The organism is Streptomyces sp. NPDC026538, assembly GCF_055567535.1.
The window spans coordinates 199,018-216,853 of the sequence record NZ_JBVHQG010000012.1 but is presented as its reverse complement, the minus strand read 5'-3'; the positions used below and the strand labels follow the sequence as shown (position 1 = coordinate 216,853).

At 73.2% G+C, this 17,836-nt stretch carries 18 protein-coding genes; 10 read left to right on the top strand and 8 right to left on the bottom strand.

The annotated features are described in order from the left end of the window. Positions 1-4: 4 nt before the first annotated feature. Positions 5-994, bottom strand: a complete 990-nt coding sequence (locus ACZ4N4_RS37775) for a lysylphosphatidylglycerol synthase transmembrane domain-containing protein (protein ID WP_467597445.1) — start codon at positions 992-994, stop codon at positions 5-7. A 217-nt stretch (positions 995-1,211) separates the two neighbouring features. On the opposite strand from ACZ4N4_RS37775, the gene ACZ4N4_RS37770 reads away from it, so the two are divergent. Continuing rightward, positions 1,212-1,850, top strand: coding sequence for a DedA family protein (locus tag ACZ4N4_RS37770; protein ID WP_467597443.1), 639 nt, complete (start codon positions 1,212-1,214; stop codon positions 1,848-1,850). 90 nt (positions 1,851-1,940) lie between these two features. On the opposite strand, the gene ACZ4N4_RS37765 is transcribed toward ACZ4N4_RS37770, so the two are convergent. Next, entirely contained in the window at positions 1,941-2,468 is a 528-nt protein-coding gene (locus tag ACZ4N4_RS37765) for a gamma carbonic anhydrase family protein (RefSeq protein WP_453563566.1), read from the bottom strand. A gap of 122 nt (positions 2,469-2,590) precedes the next feature. Between ACZ4N4_RS37765 and ACZ4N4_RS37760 the strand changes: the two genes are divergently transcribed. Next, a complete protein-coding gene (locus tag ACZ4N4_RS37760) occupies positions 2,591-3,355 on the top strand; it encodes an acyltransferase (RefSeq protein ID WP_467597440.1) in 765 nt (254 codons plus the stop codon). A gap of 1 nt (position 3,356) precedes the next feature. On the opposite strand, the gene ACZ4N4_RS37755 is transcribed toward ACZ4N4_RS37760, so the two are convergent. Continuing rightward, on the bottom strand, positions 3,357-4,214 hold the full coding sequence (locus ACZ4N4_RS37755; RefSeq protein WP_450763406.1) for an EamA family transporter: 858 nt from the start codon (positions 4,212-4,214) through the stop codon (positions 3,357-3,359). Positions 4,215-4,329: 115 nt separating this feature from the next. Between ACZ4N4_RS37755 and ACZ4N4_RS37750 the strand changes: the two genes are divergently transcribed. Next, positions 4,330-4,902: a helix-turn-helix domain-containing protein gene (locus tag ACZ4N4_RS37750; RefSeq protein WP_453563572.1), complete on the top strand. Its 573-nt coding sequence runs from the start codon at positions 4,330-4,332 to the stop codon at positions 4,900-4,902. Positions 4,903-4,934: 32 nt separating this feature from the next. After that, positions 4,935-5,489, top strand: coding sequence for a YbaK/EbsC family protein (locus ACZ4N4_RS37745; protein WP_453563575.1), 555 nt, complete (start codon positions 4,935-4,937; stop codon positions 5,487-5,489). Here the strand turns inward: ACZ4N4_RS37745 and ACZ4N4_RS37740 are convergent. Next, positions 5,486-6,712: a cation diffusion facilitator family transporter gene (locus tag ACZ4N4_RS37740; RefSeq protein ID WP_467597436.1), complete on the bottom strand. Its 1,227-nt coding sequence runs from the start codon at positions 6,710-6,712 to the stop codon at positions 5,486-5,488. The genes ACZ4N4_RS37745 and ACZ4N4_RS37740 overlap by 4 nt on opposite strands. 75 nt (positions 6,713-6,787) lie before the next feature. Between ACZ4N4_RS37740 and ACZ4N4_RS37735 the strand changes: the two genes are divergently transcribed. Continuing rightward, entirely contained in the window at positions 6,788-7,153 is a 366-nt protein-coding gene (locus tag ACZ4N4_RS37735) for an ArsR/SmtB family transcription factor (protein ID WP_453563581.1), read from the top strand. Between the two features lie 72 nt (positions 7,154-7,225). On the opposite strand, the gene ACZ4N4_RS37730 is transcribed toward ACZ4N4_RS37735, so the two are convergent. The 3 genes from ACZ4N4_RS37730 to ACZ4N4_RS37720 form a co-directional block, all read right to left on the bottom strand. Next, complete coding sequence (locus ACZ4N4_RS37730; protein ID WP_467597433.1) at positions 7,226-8,449, bottom strand: 4-hydroxybenzoate 3-monooxygenase; 1,224 nt, start codon at positions 8,447-8,449, stop codon at positions 7,226-7,228. 74 nt (positions 8,450-8,523) lie between these two features. Beyond that, on the bottom strand, positions 8,524-10,128 hold the full coding sequence (locus tag ACZ4N4_RS37725; protein ID WP_467597430.1) for an APC family permease: 1,605 nt from the start codon (positions 10,126-10,128) through the stop codon (positions 8,524-8,526). Between the two features lie 240 nt (positions 10,129-10,368). After that, positions 10,369-10,815 carry a CoA-binding protein gene (locus tag ACZ4N4_RS37720; RefSeq protein ID WP_467597427.1) on the bottom strand — a complete coding sequence of 149 codons (447 nt, stop codon included), beginning with the start codon at positions 10,813-10,815 and terminating at the stop codon, positions 10,369-10,371. Between the two features lie 229 nt (positions 10,816-11,044). Between ACZ4N4_RS37720 and ACZ4N4_RS37715 the strand changes: the two genes are divergently transcribed. The 5 genes from ACZ4N4_RS37715 (at position 11,045) to ACZ4N4_RS37695 (ending at position 17,342) form a co-directional block, all read left to right on the top strand. After that, positions 11,045-11,776 carry a hypothetical protein gene (locus tag ACZ4N4_RS37715; protein WP_467597424.1) on the top strand — a complete coding sequence of 244 codons (732 nt, stop codon included), beginning with the start codon at positions 11,045-11,047 and terminating at the stop codon, positions 11,774-11,776. Next, positions 11,773-12,315: a SixA phosphatase family protein gene (locus ACZ4N4_RS37710; protein WP_467597422.1), complete on the top strand. Its 543-nt coding sequence runs from the start codon at positions 11,773-11,775 to the stop codon at positions 12,313-12,315. The genes ACZ4N4_RS37715 and ACZ4N4_RS37710 overlap by 4 nt, the downstream gene beginning before the upstream one ends. 104 nt (positions 12,316-12,419) lie before the next feature. Further along, positions 12,420-13,046, top strand: a complete 627-nt coding sequence (locus ACZ4N4_RS37705; RefSeq protein WP_467597419.1) for a YigZ family protein — start codon at positions 12,420-12,422, stop codon at positions 13,044-13,046. A 107-nt stretch (positions 13,047-13,153) separates the two neighbouring features. Further along, entirely contained in the window at positions 13,154-14,317 is a 1,164-nt protein-coding gene (locus tag ACZ4N4_RS37700; protein ID WP_467597416.1) for an exonuclease SbcCD subunit D, read from the top strand. A gap of 34 nt (positions 14,318-14,351) precedes the next feature. Continuing rightward, entirely contained in the window at positions 14,352-17,342 is a 2,991-nt protein-coding gene (locus ACZ4N4_RS37695) for an AAA family ATPase (protein WP_467597413.1), read from the top strand. Here the strand turns inward: ACZ4N4_RS37695 and ACZ4N4_RS37690 are convergent. After that, a complete protein-coding gene (locus tag ACZ4N4_RS37690) occupies positions 17,339-17,785 on the bottom strand; it encodes an Lrp/AsnC family transcriptional regulator (protein WP_360495034.1) in 447 nt (148 codons plus the stop codon). The two genes, ACZ4N4_RS37695 and ACZ4N4_RS37690, sit on opposite strands and share 4 nt — an antisense overlap. Positions 17,786-17,836: the final 51 nt, after the last annotated feature.

The window sequence follows — 17,836 nt, the reverse complement described above, 5'->3', positions numbered from 1 at the left end:
GCCCTCAGAGCACCTTGGCGCGGATCATCGCCGACAGCACCAGGGCGCCGGGCAGCAGCGGCACCCAGTCGGTCAGCACCCGGTAGCCGATCACGGTCGCGGTGGCCACCGCGACCGGGGAGCCGAACGCGGCCAGCGTGATCACCAGCGCCGCGTCCACCGCGACCCCGCCGGGTACCGGTACGGCACCTCCCGCGGTGCCCGCCGCCAGGTACGCGAAGATCACGGTGCCCCACGACAGCCCGAGCCCGAGCGCCTCCCCGGTGCAGGCCAGCACGCCGGCCTGCACCAGCGGCATCGCCGTCGCGCCGCCCCACAGAGCCAGCACCCGGGAGGGCCGGGCGTGCACCGTCCGGGCGTCGGCGAGCGCACTCCGCACCAGCCCGGTGATCGGCCGCCGCAGCGGTCGTACGACGGCCATCGCGATGGTCACCAGGGTGAGGACGGCGGCGACCGGGACCAGCACCACGCCGTCCGGGACCAGCTCACCCAGCCGCCGCCAGGCGGACGAGGACAGCAGGAACACGATCAGCACGGCCGTCTTCGCACCCGACTTGGCCACCGAGTACAGCGCGATCGAGGAGGTGGCCCGCTCCAGGGGAACGCCGCGGGTGCGGAGGAAGCGGACGGTGACGGCGTGTGCGCCCAGGCCGGCGGGCAGCGCGTGGTTGGCGGCGCCGGCGGCGAACTGCGAGGCCAGCAGCAGCCCCGGCGGCAGCCGGTCGGGCAAGGCACCCTGCCGCATACAGGCGGCCACCACCCAGGTCAGGCAGGTGAGACCGCCCGCGGCCAGCAGCCACGCGGGTTCGGCGCGGGCGAGCCGGCCGGCCCCCTCGTACAGCAGGGACTGGTTGGTCAGCCCCCAGATGGCCGCGATGAGCAGCGGGGACAGACACAGGGCGAGCCGGAGTGGCCGGCCCGCCGTCGAGGGCGTGGACAGGGCACGCACGGGCGCGTCGGAGCAGGACGAGGACAGTGACGACAGTGAGGACACGGGGACGTTGTCCTTCCACGGCGGGCCGCGGTGGGGAGCCGCAGGCGAGCGGGACCGCGGGCGTGCGGGACCGCTGGGGAGCCTTCCCGTCCCGTGTGACACCCGGATGTCCGAAAACCGAAGGCCGGGGGGCGGGCCGGTGCCGCGGGCACGGCCGTACCCGGCCGACCGGGTAGCCTTCCAGGGGTACGGAGGACGCGACAGGGGAGGATCCGGCGTGCACGTCCAGGAATGGCTCGACTCGGTACCGGCGGTCGCCGTCTACGCAGTGGTGGCGCTGGTCATCGGGCTGGAGAGCCTGGGCATCCCGCTGCCGGGCGAGATCGTGCTGGTCTCCGCCGCGCTGCTGTCCTCCCAGCACTCGGGCATCAACCCCATCGTCCTCGGCGCCTGTGCCACCGCGGGCGCCGTGATCGGCGACTCCATCGGCTACGCGATCGGCCGCAAGGGCGGCCGCCCGCTGCTGGCCTGGCTGGGCCGGAAGTTCCCGAGACACTTCGGCGAGGGCCATGTCGCCACCGCCGAGCGCTCCTTCGAGAAGTGGGGCATGTGGGCGGTCTTCTTCGGCCGCTTCATCGCCCTCCTGCGCATCTTCGCGGGCCCGCTGGCGGGCGTCCTGCAGATGCCGTACTGGAAGTTCCTGACGGCGAACCTGCTCGGCGGTATCTGCTGGGCGGGCGGCACGACCGCGGTGGTCTACTACGTCGGCATCGTCGCGGAGGACTGGCTGAAGAGGTTCTCGTACGTGGGCCTCGCGCTGGCGGTGCTGGTGGGCGTGGCGTCGATGCTGATCGTCAAGCGCAGGGCGAGCAGGATGCAGGAGAAGGAACCAGAGCTTGTGGACGCCGGGGAGTAGACGTACGTGAAGGGGCGCGGGGCTGTGCCCATGTGCGGCTCCGCCGCGTGGGCGCGACCAGCCCCCACAACGCCGCACCTGCCGCATGACCTACTCGTGCACCCCGCGATGCGCCTTCGCCAACTCCGCATACAGGGTCCCGTTGAGGGTCACGCCCTGAAGCTCCTCCTCCGACAGACTCCGCTTCACCTTCGCCGGCACCCCGGCGACCAGCGACCCCGCCGGCACCACCATCCCCTGCGGCACCAACGCCTGCGCGGCGACCAGCGATCCCGCCCCGATCACGGCCCCGTTCAGCACCGTCGCCCCCATCCCGATGAGGCAGTCGTCCCCGACCGTCGCCCCGTGCACCACCGCGTTGTGCCCGATGGACACCCGCTCACCCACACTCACCGGGAACCCCGGATCGGCGTGCAGCGTCACGTTGTCCTGCACATTCGCCTGTGCCCCCACGGTGATCTTCTCGACGTCCCCCCGCACCACCGCGCCGTACCAGACGCTCGCCCCCGCCTTCAGCGTCACGTCCCCGATCACCGAGGCGGTCGGCGCCACGAACACGTCGTCCTCGATCTTCGGCTCGCGCCCGCCGATCCCCACGATCAGCGCCTTCTGCGTCATCACGGTCTCCCATCGCCATCGCCATCGCCATCGACGTCCACGGCAACCTAGCTCACCCCCTGGGGCGAAGATCACAGCAGCCCACCCTCTCGTCGGCGGTCCCCTCCGCGTAGCGTGACCCCGTGCCGAAGCCCAAGAACACGTTCTCGTCCTGGTGCCGCCGCCTCGCCCAGCGCGCGGTGCACGCGGGCTGGGCCTGGGCCCAGCGCACGGGTTCCGTCACCGCCGACCGCCCCGGCCGTTTCCGGTTCGGCGCGATCGGCGAGGCCACCCGCCTCGCCTTCCCGCTGGGCACGGTCTTCGGCGAACCCTGGATCCACCTCGGCTCCCACTGCATCGTCGGCGAACAGGTCACCCTCACCGCGGGCCTGATGCCCGACCTCGACCTCGGCCCCGAGCCGATCCTGCGGATCGGCGACGGCGTGGTCCTGGGCCGCGGCAGCCACGTCATCGCCGACACGACCGTCACCATCGGCAGCGACTGCTACTTCGGCCCGTACGTCTACGTCACCTCCACCAACCACTCCTACGACGACCCGCACCAGCCCATCGGCAGGCAGTGGCCCCGCATGGAGCCCGTCGAGATCGGCCCGGGCTGCTGGATCGGGACCGGCGCGGTGATCCTGCCGGGCGCGCGGATCGGCCGGAACGTGGTGGTGGCCGCCGGCGCGGTGGTCCGGGGCACGGTCCCCGACCACGCCGTGGTGGCCGGCGCGCCCGCCCGGGTGGTACGACGCTGGACCTCCGAGACCGGCTGGCAGCCGCCGCTGCGCACGCCCGCACCGGTGCCGATACCGGAGGGCATGACCCCGGAGCAGCTGCGCGCGCTGGCGGAGCTGGACGAGGAGGGCCTGACGCGGCTCGCCGCCCTGGAGAGCGAGAACTGACTCAGCCGGTGGCCAGCAGCAGCGTCCCCACCAGCGCCAGCCCCGCCCCCGCCGCCTGGACGGCGCGCAGCCGCTCACTGAGGAAGCCGCGGGCCGCCAGCGCGGTGACCACCGGGTAGAGCGAGGCGAGCACCGCGGCGACGGTGACCGGGCCGTGCTGGGCGGCGACCGTGTAGGTGCCGTTGGCGGCGACGTCGGCGAGACCGACGAAGCCCAGCGCCGGGACCGTGGACCAGTCGAAGCCGCCCTCCGGCAGCGCGGACCCGCCCTGCCGCACCGACAGCCACAGGGCCGCGCCGCCTGTCACGACGCTGGTCAGCCGCTGGACGAAGAGGGCCAGGAACAGGCCGGTGACAGTGGTGGACGCCTCCGTGATCAGGGCGAACACCGTGCCGAAGCCGACCGCCGCGACCAGCGTGACCAGGATCGTCCGGCGCTCGACGGGTGCACCGCGCAGTTGCGGGCCGCCCGCCAGGACGACCCCGGTGACGGCGACCGTGATCCCCGCGAACTGGAGCAGCCCCGGGCGCTCGCCGAGTACCAGCCCGACTCCGACCGGGACGGCGACGCTCAGCGTGGCCAGCGGGGAGACCACGCCCATCGGGCCGAGGGCGAGGGCCTTGTAGAAGCAGAACAGCGCGACCGGCCCGACCAGGCCCGCCGCGAACGCGAACCAGAGCCGGGGCCCGGCCTCGCTCCAGCCGCCGGTGGCGACCACGATCACGCCGAGGACCGCCGCCGCGATGCCCTGCGAGAGCACGACCACGGTGAGCGCCGGGGTGCGTCGTGTGAGCAGCCCGCCGCCGAAGTCGGCCAGCCCCCACAGGAGACTGGTGGTCAGGGCGAAGAATGCTGTCACGGCCCGCCTCGCAGTACAGTTCGGTGAACGATCAGGTACACCCCACCGTAGTTCACGCAGTTGAACTCTGTCATTCAGAATATTGGACCGCGATGCTCTCGACGATGGACGGAACGTGTCGGACCTCGACCTGCTGACCCAGTCCCTGGCCCGCAACGTCAAGCACTGGCGCGCGGTGCGCGGCTTCACCCTCGACGTGCTCGCGGCCCGGGCCGGGGTCAGCCGTGGCATGCTCATCCAGATCGAGCAGGCCCGCACCAACCCGAGCATCGGCACGGTCGTCAAGATCGGCGACGCGCTCGGCATCAGCATCACCACGCTGCTCGACTACGAGCAGGGCCCCAAGGTCCAGATCGTCCCCGTCGACAAGGCCGTACGGCTGTGGCACACCGACGCCGGCAGCTACAACCGCCTCCTCGCCGGCACCGAGGCGCCCGGCCCGCTGGAGATGTGGGACTGGCGTCTGATGCCGGGCGAGAGCAGCCCGTCGGAACCCCATCCCACCGGCACCGTGGAGATCGTCCATGTCACCGCCGGTGAACTGACCCTCACCGTCGACGGAACCGAGTACCGCGTGCCGACGGGCGCCAGCGCCTCCTTCGAGGCGAACACGGCCCATGTGTACGGCAACACCGGGGACGTGCCGATGGAGATGGTCATGACGGTCTCCGTCCCGCCCGTGCCCTGAACCGCCCGCGGCCGGGCTGTTAGCGTGCGGACATGCGCGCACCCATCGGAGACTTCGACACCGCCACCCCCGCCCCCGACTGCCTCGACGAGCTGACCGCGCCGGTCGCCGACGCCGTACGGCACTGGAGCGGTGCCGTCCCCGCCGAGCAGATCATCTACGTCGAGACCGACCCGCAGTGGGCGGACACCGCCGTCTTCGTCGAGCACTACGGGCGCGACCTGCTGGAGCGGTCGGCCAACTGTGTGGTGGTGGCGGGCAAGCGCGGCGGCGAGACGACACTGGCGGCCTGCCTGGCCCTGTCCACCACCAAGGTCGATGTCAACGGTGTCGTACGCCGCCAACTCGGCGCCCGCAAGGTCTCGTTCGCCTCGATGGACACCGCGACCGGCGAGACCGGCATGGAGTACGGCGGCATCACCCCCGTCGGACTCCCGCGTGCGTGGCCCCTGCTGGTGGACTCGGCCGTCGTCGACCTGCCCTATGTCCTGGTCGGCAGCGGCCGTCGGCGCGGCAAACTCCTGGTCCCCGGCAAGGCGTTCGCCGAGCTGCCGGGCGCGGTCGTGCTGGAGGGCCTGGGCGTCTAGAGCGTCGCGTGGTGGGCCAGCGGCAGGTGCGGGTCCTGCTCGCCGGGCGCGGGCGCCGGATCGGCGTGCACCAGGGCCGCCGTCAGCCGGGGTACGGCGTGCAGCAGCGCGTGTTCCGCCGCCACCGCGACCGCGTGCGCCTGCCGTACGGTCGCCTCGCCGTCGACCACGACCGCGACCTCGGCCCGCAGCCGGTGCCCGATCCACCGCAGCCGCAGCTCACCCACCGCCCGCACCCCCGGCACCTCGCACAGCGTCCGCTCGGCCCGGTCCACCAGCTCCGGGTCCACGGCGTCCATCACCCGCCGGAACACCTCCCGGGCCGCGTCCCGCAGCACCAGCGCGATCGCCGCGGTGATCGCCAACCCCACCAGCGGGTCGGCCAGTTGCCAGCCCAGGGCCGCGCCGCCGGCCCCCAGCAGCACGGCCAGCGAGGCGAATCCGTCGGTCCGGGCGTGCAGCCCGTCGGCCACCAGTGCCGCCGAGCCGATCTCGCGGCCCACCCGGATCCGGTACCGGGCCACCCACTCGTTCCCGGCGAAGCCGACCAGCGCGGCCACCGCGACCGCCGGGAGATGCGTGACCGGCCGGGGATCCAGCAGCCGTTCGACCGCGGTCCAGGCGGCGAACGCGGCCGACGCGGTGATCGTCAGCACGATCGCGATCCCCGCCAGGTCCTCGGCCCGCCCGTAGCCGTAGGTGAAGCGGCGGTTCGCCGCGCGGCGCCCCAGTACGAAGGCGATGCCGAGCGGTACGGCGGTCAGCGCGTCGGCGGCGTTGTGCACGGTGTCGCCGAGCAGGGCGACGGAGCCGGACAGGACCACGACGACCGCCTGCGCGAGCGCCGTCGCCCCGAGCACGGCCAGCGACACCCAGAGCGCCCGCATCCCGCGCACCGAGGTCTCCAGGGCGGAGTCGAGCTTGTCGGCCGTCTCGTGGGAGTGGGGGGTGAGCAGATGACCGAGCCGGTGACCGAGGCGATGGCGGAGGCCGCCGGGGGAGGGGTGGCCGTGGTCGTGATCGTGGCCGTGAACGTGTTCGCCGTGCCGGTCCCGGACACGAGCGTGCTCGTGGTGGTGCCGGTGGTCCGTGGGCGGGTACTCGTGGTGGTGCCCGTCGTGCGCGGGCCGGTGCTCGTGGTGGTGCCCGTCGTGCGCGGGCGGGTGCTCGTGGTGGTGCCGGTCGCCCGCGGGTGCGTGTTCGTGGTGGTGCCGGTCGCTCATGCGGCTCCCCTCTCCGGTGCGCGGGACGTGGACACGCGACGCCCCCGAGGCCATTATGTGCGTATGAGCGCACGCATGCACCTATCACCTGCGCACCATGCGCATCCGCGCAGCCCGGGCGAGGAGCAGTTCGCGCTCGCCGCCGAAGTCCTCGCCCTGCTCGGCGACCGCACCCGGCTGACCCTGCTGCACGCCCTGACGGCGGGGGAGGCCGACGTCACCACGCTCACCGAGGTCTGCGGTGCCGCGCGGCCCGCCGTCAGCCAGCACCTGGCCCGGCTCCGGCTCGCGGGTCTGGTGGGCACGCGCAAGGAGGGGCGCCGGGTCGTGTACTCGCTGCGCCACGGTCATCTGCGCCGGCTGGTCGAGGAGGCGCTGAAGGTGGCGGACCACCGGCTCACCGAGACGGCCGCCGAGGCGCCCACCGAAGAAGGGGGTTGATCTTCTCCGGCAGGGCGGCACTCTGCGCGACCCGCGCGGGACAGCCGGCGGCCGTCCCCGCCCAGCTGGTGTTCAGAAAGCGGCGGCCGAACCGAGGTACAGCTCGGCGAAGGCCGTTGCCGCCGCGGGTGAGGTGAACAGCCTGCGCAGCCGGGCCAGGCTGGTGCCCGCGAGGAACGGATCGCCGGAGGCCGTCCCGTGGTAGATGCCGGACAGGAACCCGGAGAACTCCTGGTAGTCCCAGACCCGGCGCAGACAGGCGTGGGAGTACCCGTCCAGGCCGGCGTCGTCGCCCTTGATGACGTGCGCGGCGAGCGCGTCGCCCAGCAGGAAGGCGTCGTGCAGGGCGAGGTTCATGCCCTTCGCGGCGATCGGCGCGGTCAGGTGGCCGGCGTCGCCGGCCAGGAAGAGGCGGCGGAACACCAGGGGCTCGACCACGTAGTTGTGCATGTCCAGCACGCGCTTCTCCAGCAGCCGCCCCTCGTTGAGCGGCGGCGCCCCTTCCGCGCCGAGCCGTTCACGCAGTTCGGCCCAGACCCGCTCGTGGGACCAGCTTTCCGGGTCGTCGCCCGGCGGGCACTGCAGGTAGTAGCGGGTGACCTCGGGGCTGCGCGCCATGTGCCCGGCGAAACCGTTCGGATGGACGCCGAACAGCACGCAGTCCGAGGACGGGGGCGCCTCGGCGAGCAGCGCCAGCCACCCGATGCCGTAGTCCTGCCGGGAGATCCGCACCCGCCCGTCGGGTATCGCGTCCCGGGTCACCCCGCGCGCCCCGTCGCACCCCGCGACGAATTCACAGCGCAGGACGTGCCGCCGGCCGGTCCCGGGGTCGGCGTACGACACCGCCGGCCGGTCCGACTCCAGGTCGTGCAGCCGGACGTCCTGCACCCCGAACCTGATGTCGCCGCCGCGCACGTCCGCGTACTCCCGCACCAGGTCCGTCACCAGCAACGGTTGCGGACAGACGTAGTGATGCTGGTCCGTCAGCCCGCCGTAGTCGAACCGGAAGCGCTCGCCGCCGAAGCGGAACTCGCACTCGCTGTGCACCTGCGCCCGGGCCAGCAGGGCGTCGGCCAGACCGCGTTGCCGGAGGCCGCGGACCGCCCATTCCTCGATCACCCCGGCCCGGGGCCGGGTCTCGATGAACCGCCTGCTCTCGGTCTCCAGGACCACGCAGTCGACGTCGGCGGCCCGCAGGATGTTCCCGACGGTCAGCCCGGCGGGCCCGGCGCCGACGATGACGACCGTACGGCGTTCTTCGGAGGGGGAGTTGGTGTGGGGGGAGGGGTGAGTCACCCCCGCATTATGACGGTGTCCCGTCAGCCACGGCAGGGCCGCCGTGGCTGACGGGACACGGGAGTCGGGGCGGGTCAGTGCGCCGGCGCGTCCGTGACCACGACCTCGTCGATGCTGCGCTCGATCTCCTCGGCCGGGGACGAGCTTGCCTTGGCCCAGTAGTAGATGACCATCGAGAAGGCGGCGATGACCACGATGTCCCACCACAGCGGGATGTTCCCCTGGCCGCCGAAGCCGCCCTGCCAGGAGATCAGGCCCATGCCGATCAGATAGACGGGCAGCCACTGCGCGGCCCGGAAGTCCAGCCGGGGCGCGTCCGGCAGGTTCTTGCTGTGGGCGTACCAGGCGTAGCCGCCGAGCAGCAGATAACCGAGCACGATCGCAAGGCCGAGCCGCCACAAGGTGCCCCAGCCGGCCCAGTAGATGATCAGGTTGGCGACTACGAACGCCACCGGCGAGATCACCTTGCCGCCGGGCAGCCGGTACGGGCGCTCATGGCCCGGCAGCTTGTCCGCGAAGACGCCGTACGCCAGCGGAGCGCCCGCGTACATCAGCACGCTCGCGGAGGTGATGAAGCCGACCAGCTGGTGCCAGCTCGGGAACGGCAGGAAGCAGATCACGCCGGTCACGAAGGACATGACGAGCCCGAACCACGGCACCCCGCGCGCGTCCGTCTTTGTGAAGATCTTCGGAGCGTAGCCGTTCTTCGCCAGGCCGTAGGAGACCCGTGAGGTGGCGGTGGTGTAGATCAGGCCGGTGCCGCCGGGGGAGATGATCGCGTCCAGGTAGAGGACCCAGGCCAGCCAGCCGAGGCCCACCATGGTGGCGACGCCTGCCCACGGACCGCTGTCGCCCTCGTACGCGAGGTGGGCCCAGCCGTGCGCGAAGGAGTTGTGCGACAGCGCGCCGATGAACACGACCTGGAGCAGGACATAGATGACGGCACCGATCGCGACCGAGCCGAGCGTGGCCCGCGGCAGGTCCTTCTTCGGGTTGCGGCTCTCGCCTGCCAGCTGGATCGCCTGCTCGAAGCCGAGCAGCGCGAAGATGATGCCGCTGGTGCTGATCGCGGCGAGTACGCCCTTGGCGCCGAAGGGAGCGAAGCCCTCCGAGTGGAAGTTGGCGGGGTGGAAGTTGCCGATCGCGATGATGAAGATCGCGGCCAGCGGAACGGCGATCTTCCACCAGGTCGCGGCGCTGTTGGTGTGCGCCAACACGCGCACGCCGAAGAAGTTCACGCCGACGAAGAGCGCCATCAGCACGATCGCCACCAGCAGACCGCTGGCCGTCAGGGTCTTGTCGGCGTGCTGGAAGTGCTGGGCCCACGACCAGTGACCGGCGTAGCCGATCATGGCCTCGACCTCGATCGGGGCCACGGTCGCGGCCTGGAGCCAGGAGAACCAGCCGAAGGACATGCCGGCCAGGCCGCCGAACGCGTAGTGCGGGTAGCGGGCCGTACCGCCCGCCACCGGGAACATGCCGCCGAGCTCGGCGTGCACCAGTGCCAGGAGCACGATCGCGACCGCGCCGATCACCCACGAGATGATCGCCGAGGGACCGGCCTGCATGACCGCGTCGTGTGCGCCGTACAGCCAGCCGGAGCCGATGATCGACCCCACGGAGGCCCACATCAGGCCGATCAGCCCGACGTCCCGCCTCAGGCCGCCCGAGGATGTCATGTCCTCCGTGGCGGCTTTCTCGACACTCACCATGTCAAGTGGCCTCTCAGTTTCTGAACGCAGATTTAACGAGTAAGGGGCCACAAGCTACGGGCGCACGCCGCTCCGGTTGAAGAGTGTTTTCCAAAATTTGACCCTCGATCTTTCCTGTCTTGGTCAAAGCCTTTGCACAGGTCAGCGAGGGACACAGAATGTCCGTATTCAGCTGCGATAAGTGAGAAGAAGGTAAGACAGGAAGGCTCAGATCTTCCTCAAATCCGGCTCAGTTCCGGCTCGGTTCCGGTCCAGCCGGGGAATTTCGATGGCCGGGCAGCGGTCCATGACCATGTCCAGACCCGCGGCCCGCACCCGCTCGTACGCCGGCTCGTCGGCCACCCCGAGCTGGAACCACACCGCCTTCGCGCCCCTCGCCACCGCCTCGTCCGCGACCGCACCGGCCAGTTCGCTGTTGACGAAGACGTCCACCACGTCCACGTCGAAGGGGATGTCCGCGAGCGAGGCGTAGCCCTGCTCCCCGTGCACCGTCTCCGCCTTGGGATGGACCGGTACGACCCGCTTGCCGAACCGCTGCAGCACCTGTGCCACTCCGTATGCCGCGCGTCCCTGGTTGGACGACAGGCCGACCACCGCCCAGGTGTCACCCGTCTCGGTCAGGATCCTGCGGATCGTCGCTTCGTCGCCGTACATCGTCGGCCTCCTCGCTCGGGGGAACATCTGTCGTGCCAACAGCGCCCGCCCGGACCCTGATTCCCGGGCCCGGGCCGGACCCGCGCAGTGCCGTCGGGGCACTCTTCGCGGCAGCAGCAGTGGCAGAAACAGTGGCAGAAGGTGTGCCATGCCCCGCATGTCCCGCCACGGTGACCGGAATCGGAGCAAGGTGCCTGCATACGGCCTTCCAGCCGCCTACGCTCAGCCCGTGCTCCGCATCCTCGACGCCACGACCGGTGAGACCGTCCCCGCCGCCCCCGCCCGCCGCGCCCTGACCCGGGTCGAGGCCCATGCCTCCGGGTACGACCTGACGGCGCTGCGGGTGCTGCTCACCACCGACCTGCTCCTGCGCGCCCTGGAGATCGGCGGCACCCCGGTCCTGCCCCTGCTCACCGCCGACCACCACCAGGCCGAGCTGCACGCCGCCGCCACCACCCTCGGCATCCGTCCCTTCGAGGACGGCCGCGACCTCGCGTCGGGACTGGGCGAGGCCCAGGTCGTCCATGTGACGGCGGAGGGCGTGACCGTACCCGGCGCCGGGGTGACCGTCACCGTCGCCCCCGCAGGCGGCCCCGGTGCCGGCGTCCTCAACGGGCTCGCCGACCCCGCCGCACTCCGGCTCGCCCTTCTCGACGCCCCGCGCGGCACGGCCGTCCACCTCGGCGCCGGCGCCCTCGACGCGGCAGGCCGCAGGCTCGGACGGCTCCGGCAGGCGGTGGCCCAGTGGGCGCGCAGTCCCTCGCGGCCGGTGCCCGAGAAGGTGCGGGGGCGGCTGCGGGACGCCTGGGAGGACGACCTCGACGTACCCGGGGTGCTCGGCGTCCTGCGCTGGATGGAGAACCAGCCCGAGATCCCCGACGGCGCCCGCTTCGAGACCTGCGCCTACGCCGACCGGCTGCTCGCCCTCGACCTCACCCGTGACCTCGGGAGCACGGCATGACCGCCCGCCCGGGTGCGGGACCGCTGCGCCGTCTGGTCGTCCTGCGGCACGCCAAGTCGGCCTGGCCCGAGGGTGTGCCCGACGAGCTGCGCCCGCTCGCGGCCCGGGGGCGCCGTGACGCCCCCGCCGCCGGCCGCGCCCTCGCCGAGTCCGACTGTCTGCCCGACCTCGCGGTCTGCTCCACCGCGGTGCGCGCCCGGCAGACCTGGGAGCTGGCCTCCGGCCAGTGGGGCACGCCCCCGCCGGTGCGCCACGACCCGCGGGTGTACGCGGCGGGCGTCCCCGAGCTCCTGGAAGTGGTGCGCGAGACCTCGCCCGAGGTGGAGACGCTGCTGCTGGTCGGGCACAACCCGGGACTGGAGGAGCTGGTCCTGGAACTGGCCGGGGACGGCTTGGACGACACCATGGAGCAGGTGCGGAAGAAGTTCCCGACGTCCGCGATAGCCGTCCTGGCCTGGCACGGGACGGCATGGGCGGCGCTGGGCCCGGGGACGGCACTGCTGACGGAGGTGAGGGTGGCGCGGGGCGGCCACGGGTAGGCCCCCTGCCGCCCCGCCCCGCCCCGCCCCGCCCCGCCCCGCCCCGCCACGGAGCGGCTCAGCCTCGGGCCGGGTGCGCCCGCGACTCCGCATAGGCTGGGCGGATGCAGGACGAGTACCGCACAGTCGCCCGCCCGGGCACCCACGAGACCGAGGTCAACCGCTCCCGTTTCCTGTGCGCCCTCGCCCCGGCGGCCACCGAGCAGGAGGCCCAGGACTTCGTCGCGCGGGTCCGCAAGGAGCACGCCGACGCCAGCCACAACTGCTGGGCCTACGTCATCGGCGCCGACGCCGCCACCCAGAAGGCAAGTGACGACGGCGAACCGGGCGGCACCGCCGGTGTCCCCATGCTCCAGATGCTGCTGCGCCGCGACATGCGGTACGTCGTCGCCGTCGTCACCCGCTACTACGGCGGGGTCAAGCTCGGCGCCGGCGGACTCATCCGCGCGTACGGCGGCGCCGTCGGCGAGGCCCTGGACAGCCTCGGCGCGATCACCCGCCGCCGCTTCCGGCTGGCCACGGTGACCGTCGACCACCAGCGGGCCGGAAAGGTCCAGAACGACCTGCGCGCCACCGGCCGCGAGGTCCGTGACGTCCGCTACGGCGAGGCGGTCACCATCGAGATCGGGCTGCCGGACGCCGAGGTGGACACCTTCCGCGCCTGGCTCGCCGACGCGACCGCGGGAACGGCGAGCCTCGAACTGGGCGGGGAAGCCTACGGAGACGCGTGACGATCAGTGCCAACCGGACATAACCCCCGTAATTCATTCGGCTCATGACGGGCTGATACGGGAGTAAGCGCCCGTGATGTCAGACCCGGCCGTTAACCTCGGGGATCATGAGACTCCTGCACACTTCCGACTGGCACCTCGGCCGGGCGTTCCACCGGGTGAACATGCTCGGCGCCCAGGCCGAGTTCATCGGTCACCTCGTGACGACCGTGCGTGAGCACGCCGTCGACGCCGTGGTCGTGTCGGGAGACGTGTACGACCGCGCGGTCCCGCCGCTGGCCGCGGTCGAGCTGTTCGACGACGCCCTGCACCGGCTGGCCGACCTGGGCGTGCCCACGGTCATGATCTCCGGCAACCACGACTCGGCCCGCCGGCTGGGCGTCGGCGCCGGTCTCATCGACCGCGCGGGCATTCATCTGCGCACCGAGCCGTCGGCCTGCGGCACGCCCGTCGTGCTCACCGACGCATTCGGCGACGTCGCCTTCTTCGGCCTGCCGTATCTCGAACCCGCCCTGGTGAAGGACGAGTTCGCCGTCGAGAAGGCCGGGCACGAGCCGGTGCTGGCCGCGGCCATGGACCGGGTCCGCGCCGACCTCGCCGCCCGCCCTCCGGGCACGCGTTCCGTCGTCCTCGCGCACGCCTTCGTCACCGGCGGCGAGGCCAGCGACAGCGAGCGGGACATCACCGTCGGCGGGGTGGCCGCCGTCCCGGCCGGAGTCTTCGACGGCGTCGACTACGTCGCGCTGGGCCACCTGCACGGCTGCCAGACCATCACCGAGCGCGTCCGCTACTCCGGGTCTCCGCTGGCGTACTCCTTCTCCGAGGCCGACCACCGCAAGAGCATGTGGCTCGTCGACCTGGCCGCCGACGGTGCCGTCACCGCCGAGCGCCTGGACTGCCCGGTCCCGCGCCACCTGGCGCGCGTCCGCGGCACGCTCGACGACCTGCTCGCCGACCCCGCCCTGACCCGGCACGAGTCCGCCTGGATCGAGGCCACCCTCACCGACCCGGTCCGCCCCGCCGACCCGATGGCCCGGCTCACCGACCGCTTCCCGCACGCCCTCAGCCTGGTCTTCGCCCCCGACCGCGCCCCGGACGACCCCGACGTGACCTACGCCCGCCGCCTGGCCGGCCGCACCGACCGCCAGATCGCCGAGGACTTCGTCGCCCATGTCCGCGGCGCGGGCCCCGACCAGCGGGAACTGACCGTGCTGGGCGACGCCTTCGACGCCGTGCACGCTGACCTCGCGGTGCGGGAGGTGGCGCGGTGAGGACGTACCCGCGACGGATCACGGAGGCCGCCGAGTGAGGCTCCACCGGCTCGACATCACCGCCTTCGGCCCCTTCGGTGCCACCCAGCGCGTCGACTTCGACGCGCTCTCCGCCGCCGGGCTCTTCCTGCTGCACGGCCCGACCGGCGCCGGAAAGACCTCCGTCCTGGACGCCGTCTGCTACGCGCTCTACGGCACCGTCCCGGGCGCCCGCCAGAGCGGCCAGGGCACATCCCTGCGCAGCGACCACGCCGACCCGGCCACCCGCACCGAGATCCGCCTCGAACTCACCGTCGGCGGACGCCGGTTGGAGATCACCCGGCAGCCGCCCTGGGAGCGCCCCAAGAAACGCGGCTCGGGCACCACCCTCGACAAGGCCCAGACCTGGCTGCGCGAGTACGACGCCACGGGGGGCGCCTGGAAGGACCTCAGCCGCTCCCACCAGGAGATCGGCGAGGAGATCAGCCAGCTGCTCGGCATGAGCCGCGAGCAGTTCTGCCAGGTCGTCCTGCTGCCCCAGGGCGACTTCGCCCGCTTCCTGCGCGCCGACGCCGGCGCCCGCGGCCAGCTGCTCGGCCGCCTCTTCGACACCCAGCGCTTCGCCGACGTCGAGAAGCGCCTCGCCGAGCGCCGGAAGGCGACCGAGGCCCGGGTACGGGACGGCGACTCCGCGCTGCTGGCCGACGCACACCGCATGCAGCAGGAAGCCGGCGACGCGATGGAGCTGCCGGAGCTGTCCCCGGGCGAGCCCGGCCTCGCCGAGGCCGTCCTCACCGCCGCCGCGGTCGCCCGCAGCACCGCCCGCGAGCACCTCACCGTCGCCCACTGCCGCCTCTCCGCGGCCGAGTCCGCCCAGTTCGCCGCCGACCGCGCACTGGCCGGCGTCCGCGAACTGGCCCGGCTGCAGGGCCGGTTCGCCGAGGCCCGGGAGCGGGCCGTACGGCTGGAGGAGCGGGCCGGGGACCGCCGTGCGGCGCAGGCGCGGATGGAGCGGGGGCGGCAGGCGGCGGCGGTGGCGCCGACGCTGGAGCTGCGGGACGCCGCCGAGGCCGGGCACCGGGAGGCGGCCGCCGCCGAGGCGCGCACGCGTGCGCTGCTGCCGGAGACCTTCGCGGGAGCCGGTGCGGCGGGACTCGCCACCGCTGCCCGCCGGGCGGCCGAGGAGCTGGGCGGGCTGGAGTCCGCGCGCCGGGCCGAGCGGCGGCTCGCCGAGGTCGTGGACGAGCGCGGGCGTCTGGACCGGCAGGAGCGGGACGACGAGGACGCCCTGCGCGAGGCCGCGGGCTGGCTCGCCGACTGGGACACCGTACGCGCGGGACTGGGGACCCGGATCGACTCCGCCCAGGAGGCCGCGACCCGCGCCGAGCAGCTCGCCGTCCAGCGCGATCCGGCCCGCCGGCGGCTGGCGGCGGCGCGGCTGCGGGACGAGCTGGGTCGGGACACGGACGAGGCCCAGCGCGCGGCCCTGGCCTCCGCGCGGCAGGCCGTCGACGCGCGGGCCCACTGGCTCGACCTCAAGGAACAGCGCCTGAACGGCATCGCCGCAGAACTGGCCGCCGATCTCACCGACGGCGCACCCTGTGCGGTATGCGGGTCCACTCAGCATCCGGCGCCCGCGCGGAAGTTCGCGGGGCATGTCGACCGGGAGGCGGAGGAGCGGGCTCTCGCCGCCTACCAGCGCGCCGACGAGCAGCGCGCCGAGGATGAGCGGCGCCTCGGCACCGTCCGTGAGGCACTGGCCGCCGCCACCGCCGAGGCGACCGACACACCTACCAGTCAACTCGCCGCCGAGGCCGATGAGTTGGAGCAGGAGTACGCGCGGGCCCGGCGCGCGGCCTCCGACCTGCACGCGGCGCAGGAGGAGCTGCGGCTCGCCGAGCAGGAGCGCGAGCGCCGGCTGGCCGGCCGGCAGCAGGCCGAGGTCCGGGCCGCCGCCCGGCTGACCCGGCGGGACGGCCTCGACACGGAACTGGCCTCTCTGGAGGAGGAGCTGGCCGCGGCCCGGGGCGGTGCGGTCAGTGTCGCCGCCCGGGCCGCGCAGCTGGAGCGGCAGGTGACACTCCTCACCGACGCCGCCGACGCCGCCCGCGCCGCCGACGACACCGCCCGGCATCTGAAGGACGCCGACGCACGGCTCGCCGACGCCGCCTTCCGGGCCGGCTTCGACACCCCGCAGGACGCGGCCGCCGCCCTCCTCGACGCCACCGCCCACCGAGAGCTCCAACGGCGCCTGGACGACTGGCAGTCCGAGGAGACCGCGGTGCGCGCGGTGCTGGCGGAGGCCGACACCGCGGCGGCCGCCCAGCAGCCGCCCGCCGACCTCGACGCGGCGGAGCGCGACGCCGCCACGGCGGCCCGGCGGCTGCGCGAGGCCGCCTCCGCCCGGGACCGGGCCGACCGCTGCCGCGCCGAACTCGACCGTCTGTCCGCCCGCGCGACCGAGGGCGTGCGCCGGCTCGGGCCGCTGCGCGAGGAGTACGAGCGGGTCGCCCGGCTCGCCGCCCTCACCGCCGGCACCTCCGCCGACAACGAGCGCCGGATGCGGCTGGAGTCGTACGTCCTGGCGGCCCGCCTGGAACAGGTCGCCGCCGCCGCGACCGTACGCCTGCACCGCATGTCCTCCGGCCGCTACACCCTCGTCCACTCCGACGACCGCACCGGACGCGGCCGCAGCGGTCTCGGGCTGCACGTCGTCGACGCCTGGACCGGACGCGAGCGGGACACCGCCACCCTGTCCGGCGGCGAGACCTTCTTCGCCTCCCTCGCGCTCGCCCTCGGCCTCGCCGATGTCGTCACCGACGAGGCCGGCGGGGTCCGGCTCGACACCCTCTTCATCGACGAGGGCTTCGGAAGCCTCGACGACCAGACCCTGGACGAGGTCCTCGACGTCCTCGACTCGCTGCGCGAACGCGACCGCAGCGTGGGCATCGTCAGCCACGTCCCGGACCTGCGCCGCCGTATCCACGCCCAACTGGAGGTGGCGAAGGGCAGATCGGGCTCGACGCTGCACCGGCGCGGGGTCTAGGTACCGATGGCGCGGCGGGGGAGGGGCGAGGAGTAGACGACGCTCGTCGTCACCGAGCCCAGGGTGCCGATCCTGCCGGAGATCTCCTCCAGGTGACGCATCGAGCGGGCGGTGACCTTGATGACGAAGCAGTCGTCCCCCGTGACGTGGTGCGCCTCCAGGATCTCGGGGGTGGCGGCGACCAGGTCGTGGAACGGCCGGTAGTTGCCGTTCGGATAGCGCAGCCGGACGAAGGCCAGGATCGGCAGGCCCAGCCGCTCCGGGTCGACCACGGCCGCGTACCCCTGGATCACGCCCGCCTCCTCGAGGCGGCGCACCCGCTCGGTCACCGCGCTCGGGGACATCGCGACGGCACGCGCCAGCTCGGCAAAGCTGGCCCGGCCCTCGCGCTGGAGGACATCGAGGATGCGCCAGTCGGTGGCGTCCGGGGAAAACACGGTCATGACGGATGGATAACAGGGAATCCCCGGCCGGACAAGGCCAGGGCCGGGGAT

Bases quoted from the DNA above. Each gene is read 5' to 3' on its own strand.
- ACZ4N4_RS37710 (WP_467597422.1), top strand. From the start codon at position 11,773: ATGACCGCCCGCCCGGGTGCGGGACCGCTGCGCCGTCTGGTCGTCCTG.
- ACZ4N4_RS37705 (WP_467597419.1), top strand. From the start codon at position 12,420: ATGCAGGACGAGTACCGCACAGTCGCCCGCCCGGGCACCCACGAGACC.
- ACZ4N4_RS37740 (WP_467597436.1), bottom strand. From the start codon at position 6,712: ATGAGCGACCGGCACCACCACGAACACGCACCCGCGGGCGACCGGCAC.
- ACZ4N4_RS37745 (WP_453563575.1), top strand. From the start codon at position 4,935: ATGCGCGCACCCATCGGAGACTTCGACACCGCCACCCCCGCCCCCGAC.
- ACZ4N4_RS37690 (WP_360495034.1), bottom strand. From the start codon at position 17,785: ATGACCGTGTTTTCCCCGGACGCCACCGACTGGCGCATCCTCGATGTC.
- ACZ4N4_RS37735 (WP_453563581.1), top strand. From the start codon at position 6,788: ATGCACCTATCACCTGCGCACCATGCGCATCCGCGCAGCCCGGGCGAG.
- ACZ4N4_RS37720 (WP_467597427.1), bottom strand. From the start codon at position 10,815: ATGTACGGCGACGAAGCGACGATCCGCAGGATCCTGACCGAGACGGGT.
- ACZ4N4_RS37725 (WP_467597430.1), bottom strand. From the start codon at position 10,128: ATGACATCCTCGGGCGGCCTGAGGCGGGACGTCGGGCTGATCGGCCTG.
- ACZ4N4_RS37765 (WP_453563566.1), bottom strand. From the start codon at position 2,468: ATGACGCAGAAGGCGCTGATCGTGGGGATCGGCGGGCGCGAGCCGAAG.
- ACZ4N4_RS37700 (WP_467597416.1), top strand. From the start codon at position 13,154: ATGAGACTCCTGCACACTTCCGACTGGCACCTCGGCCGGGCGTTCCAC.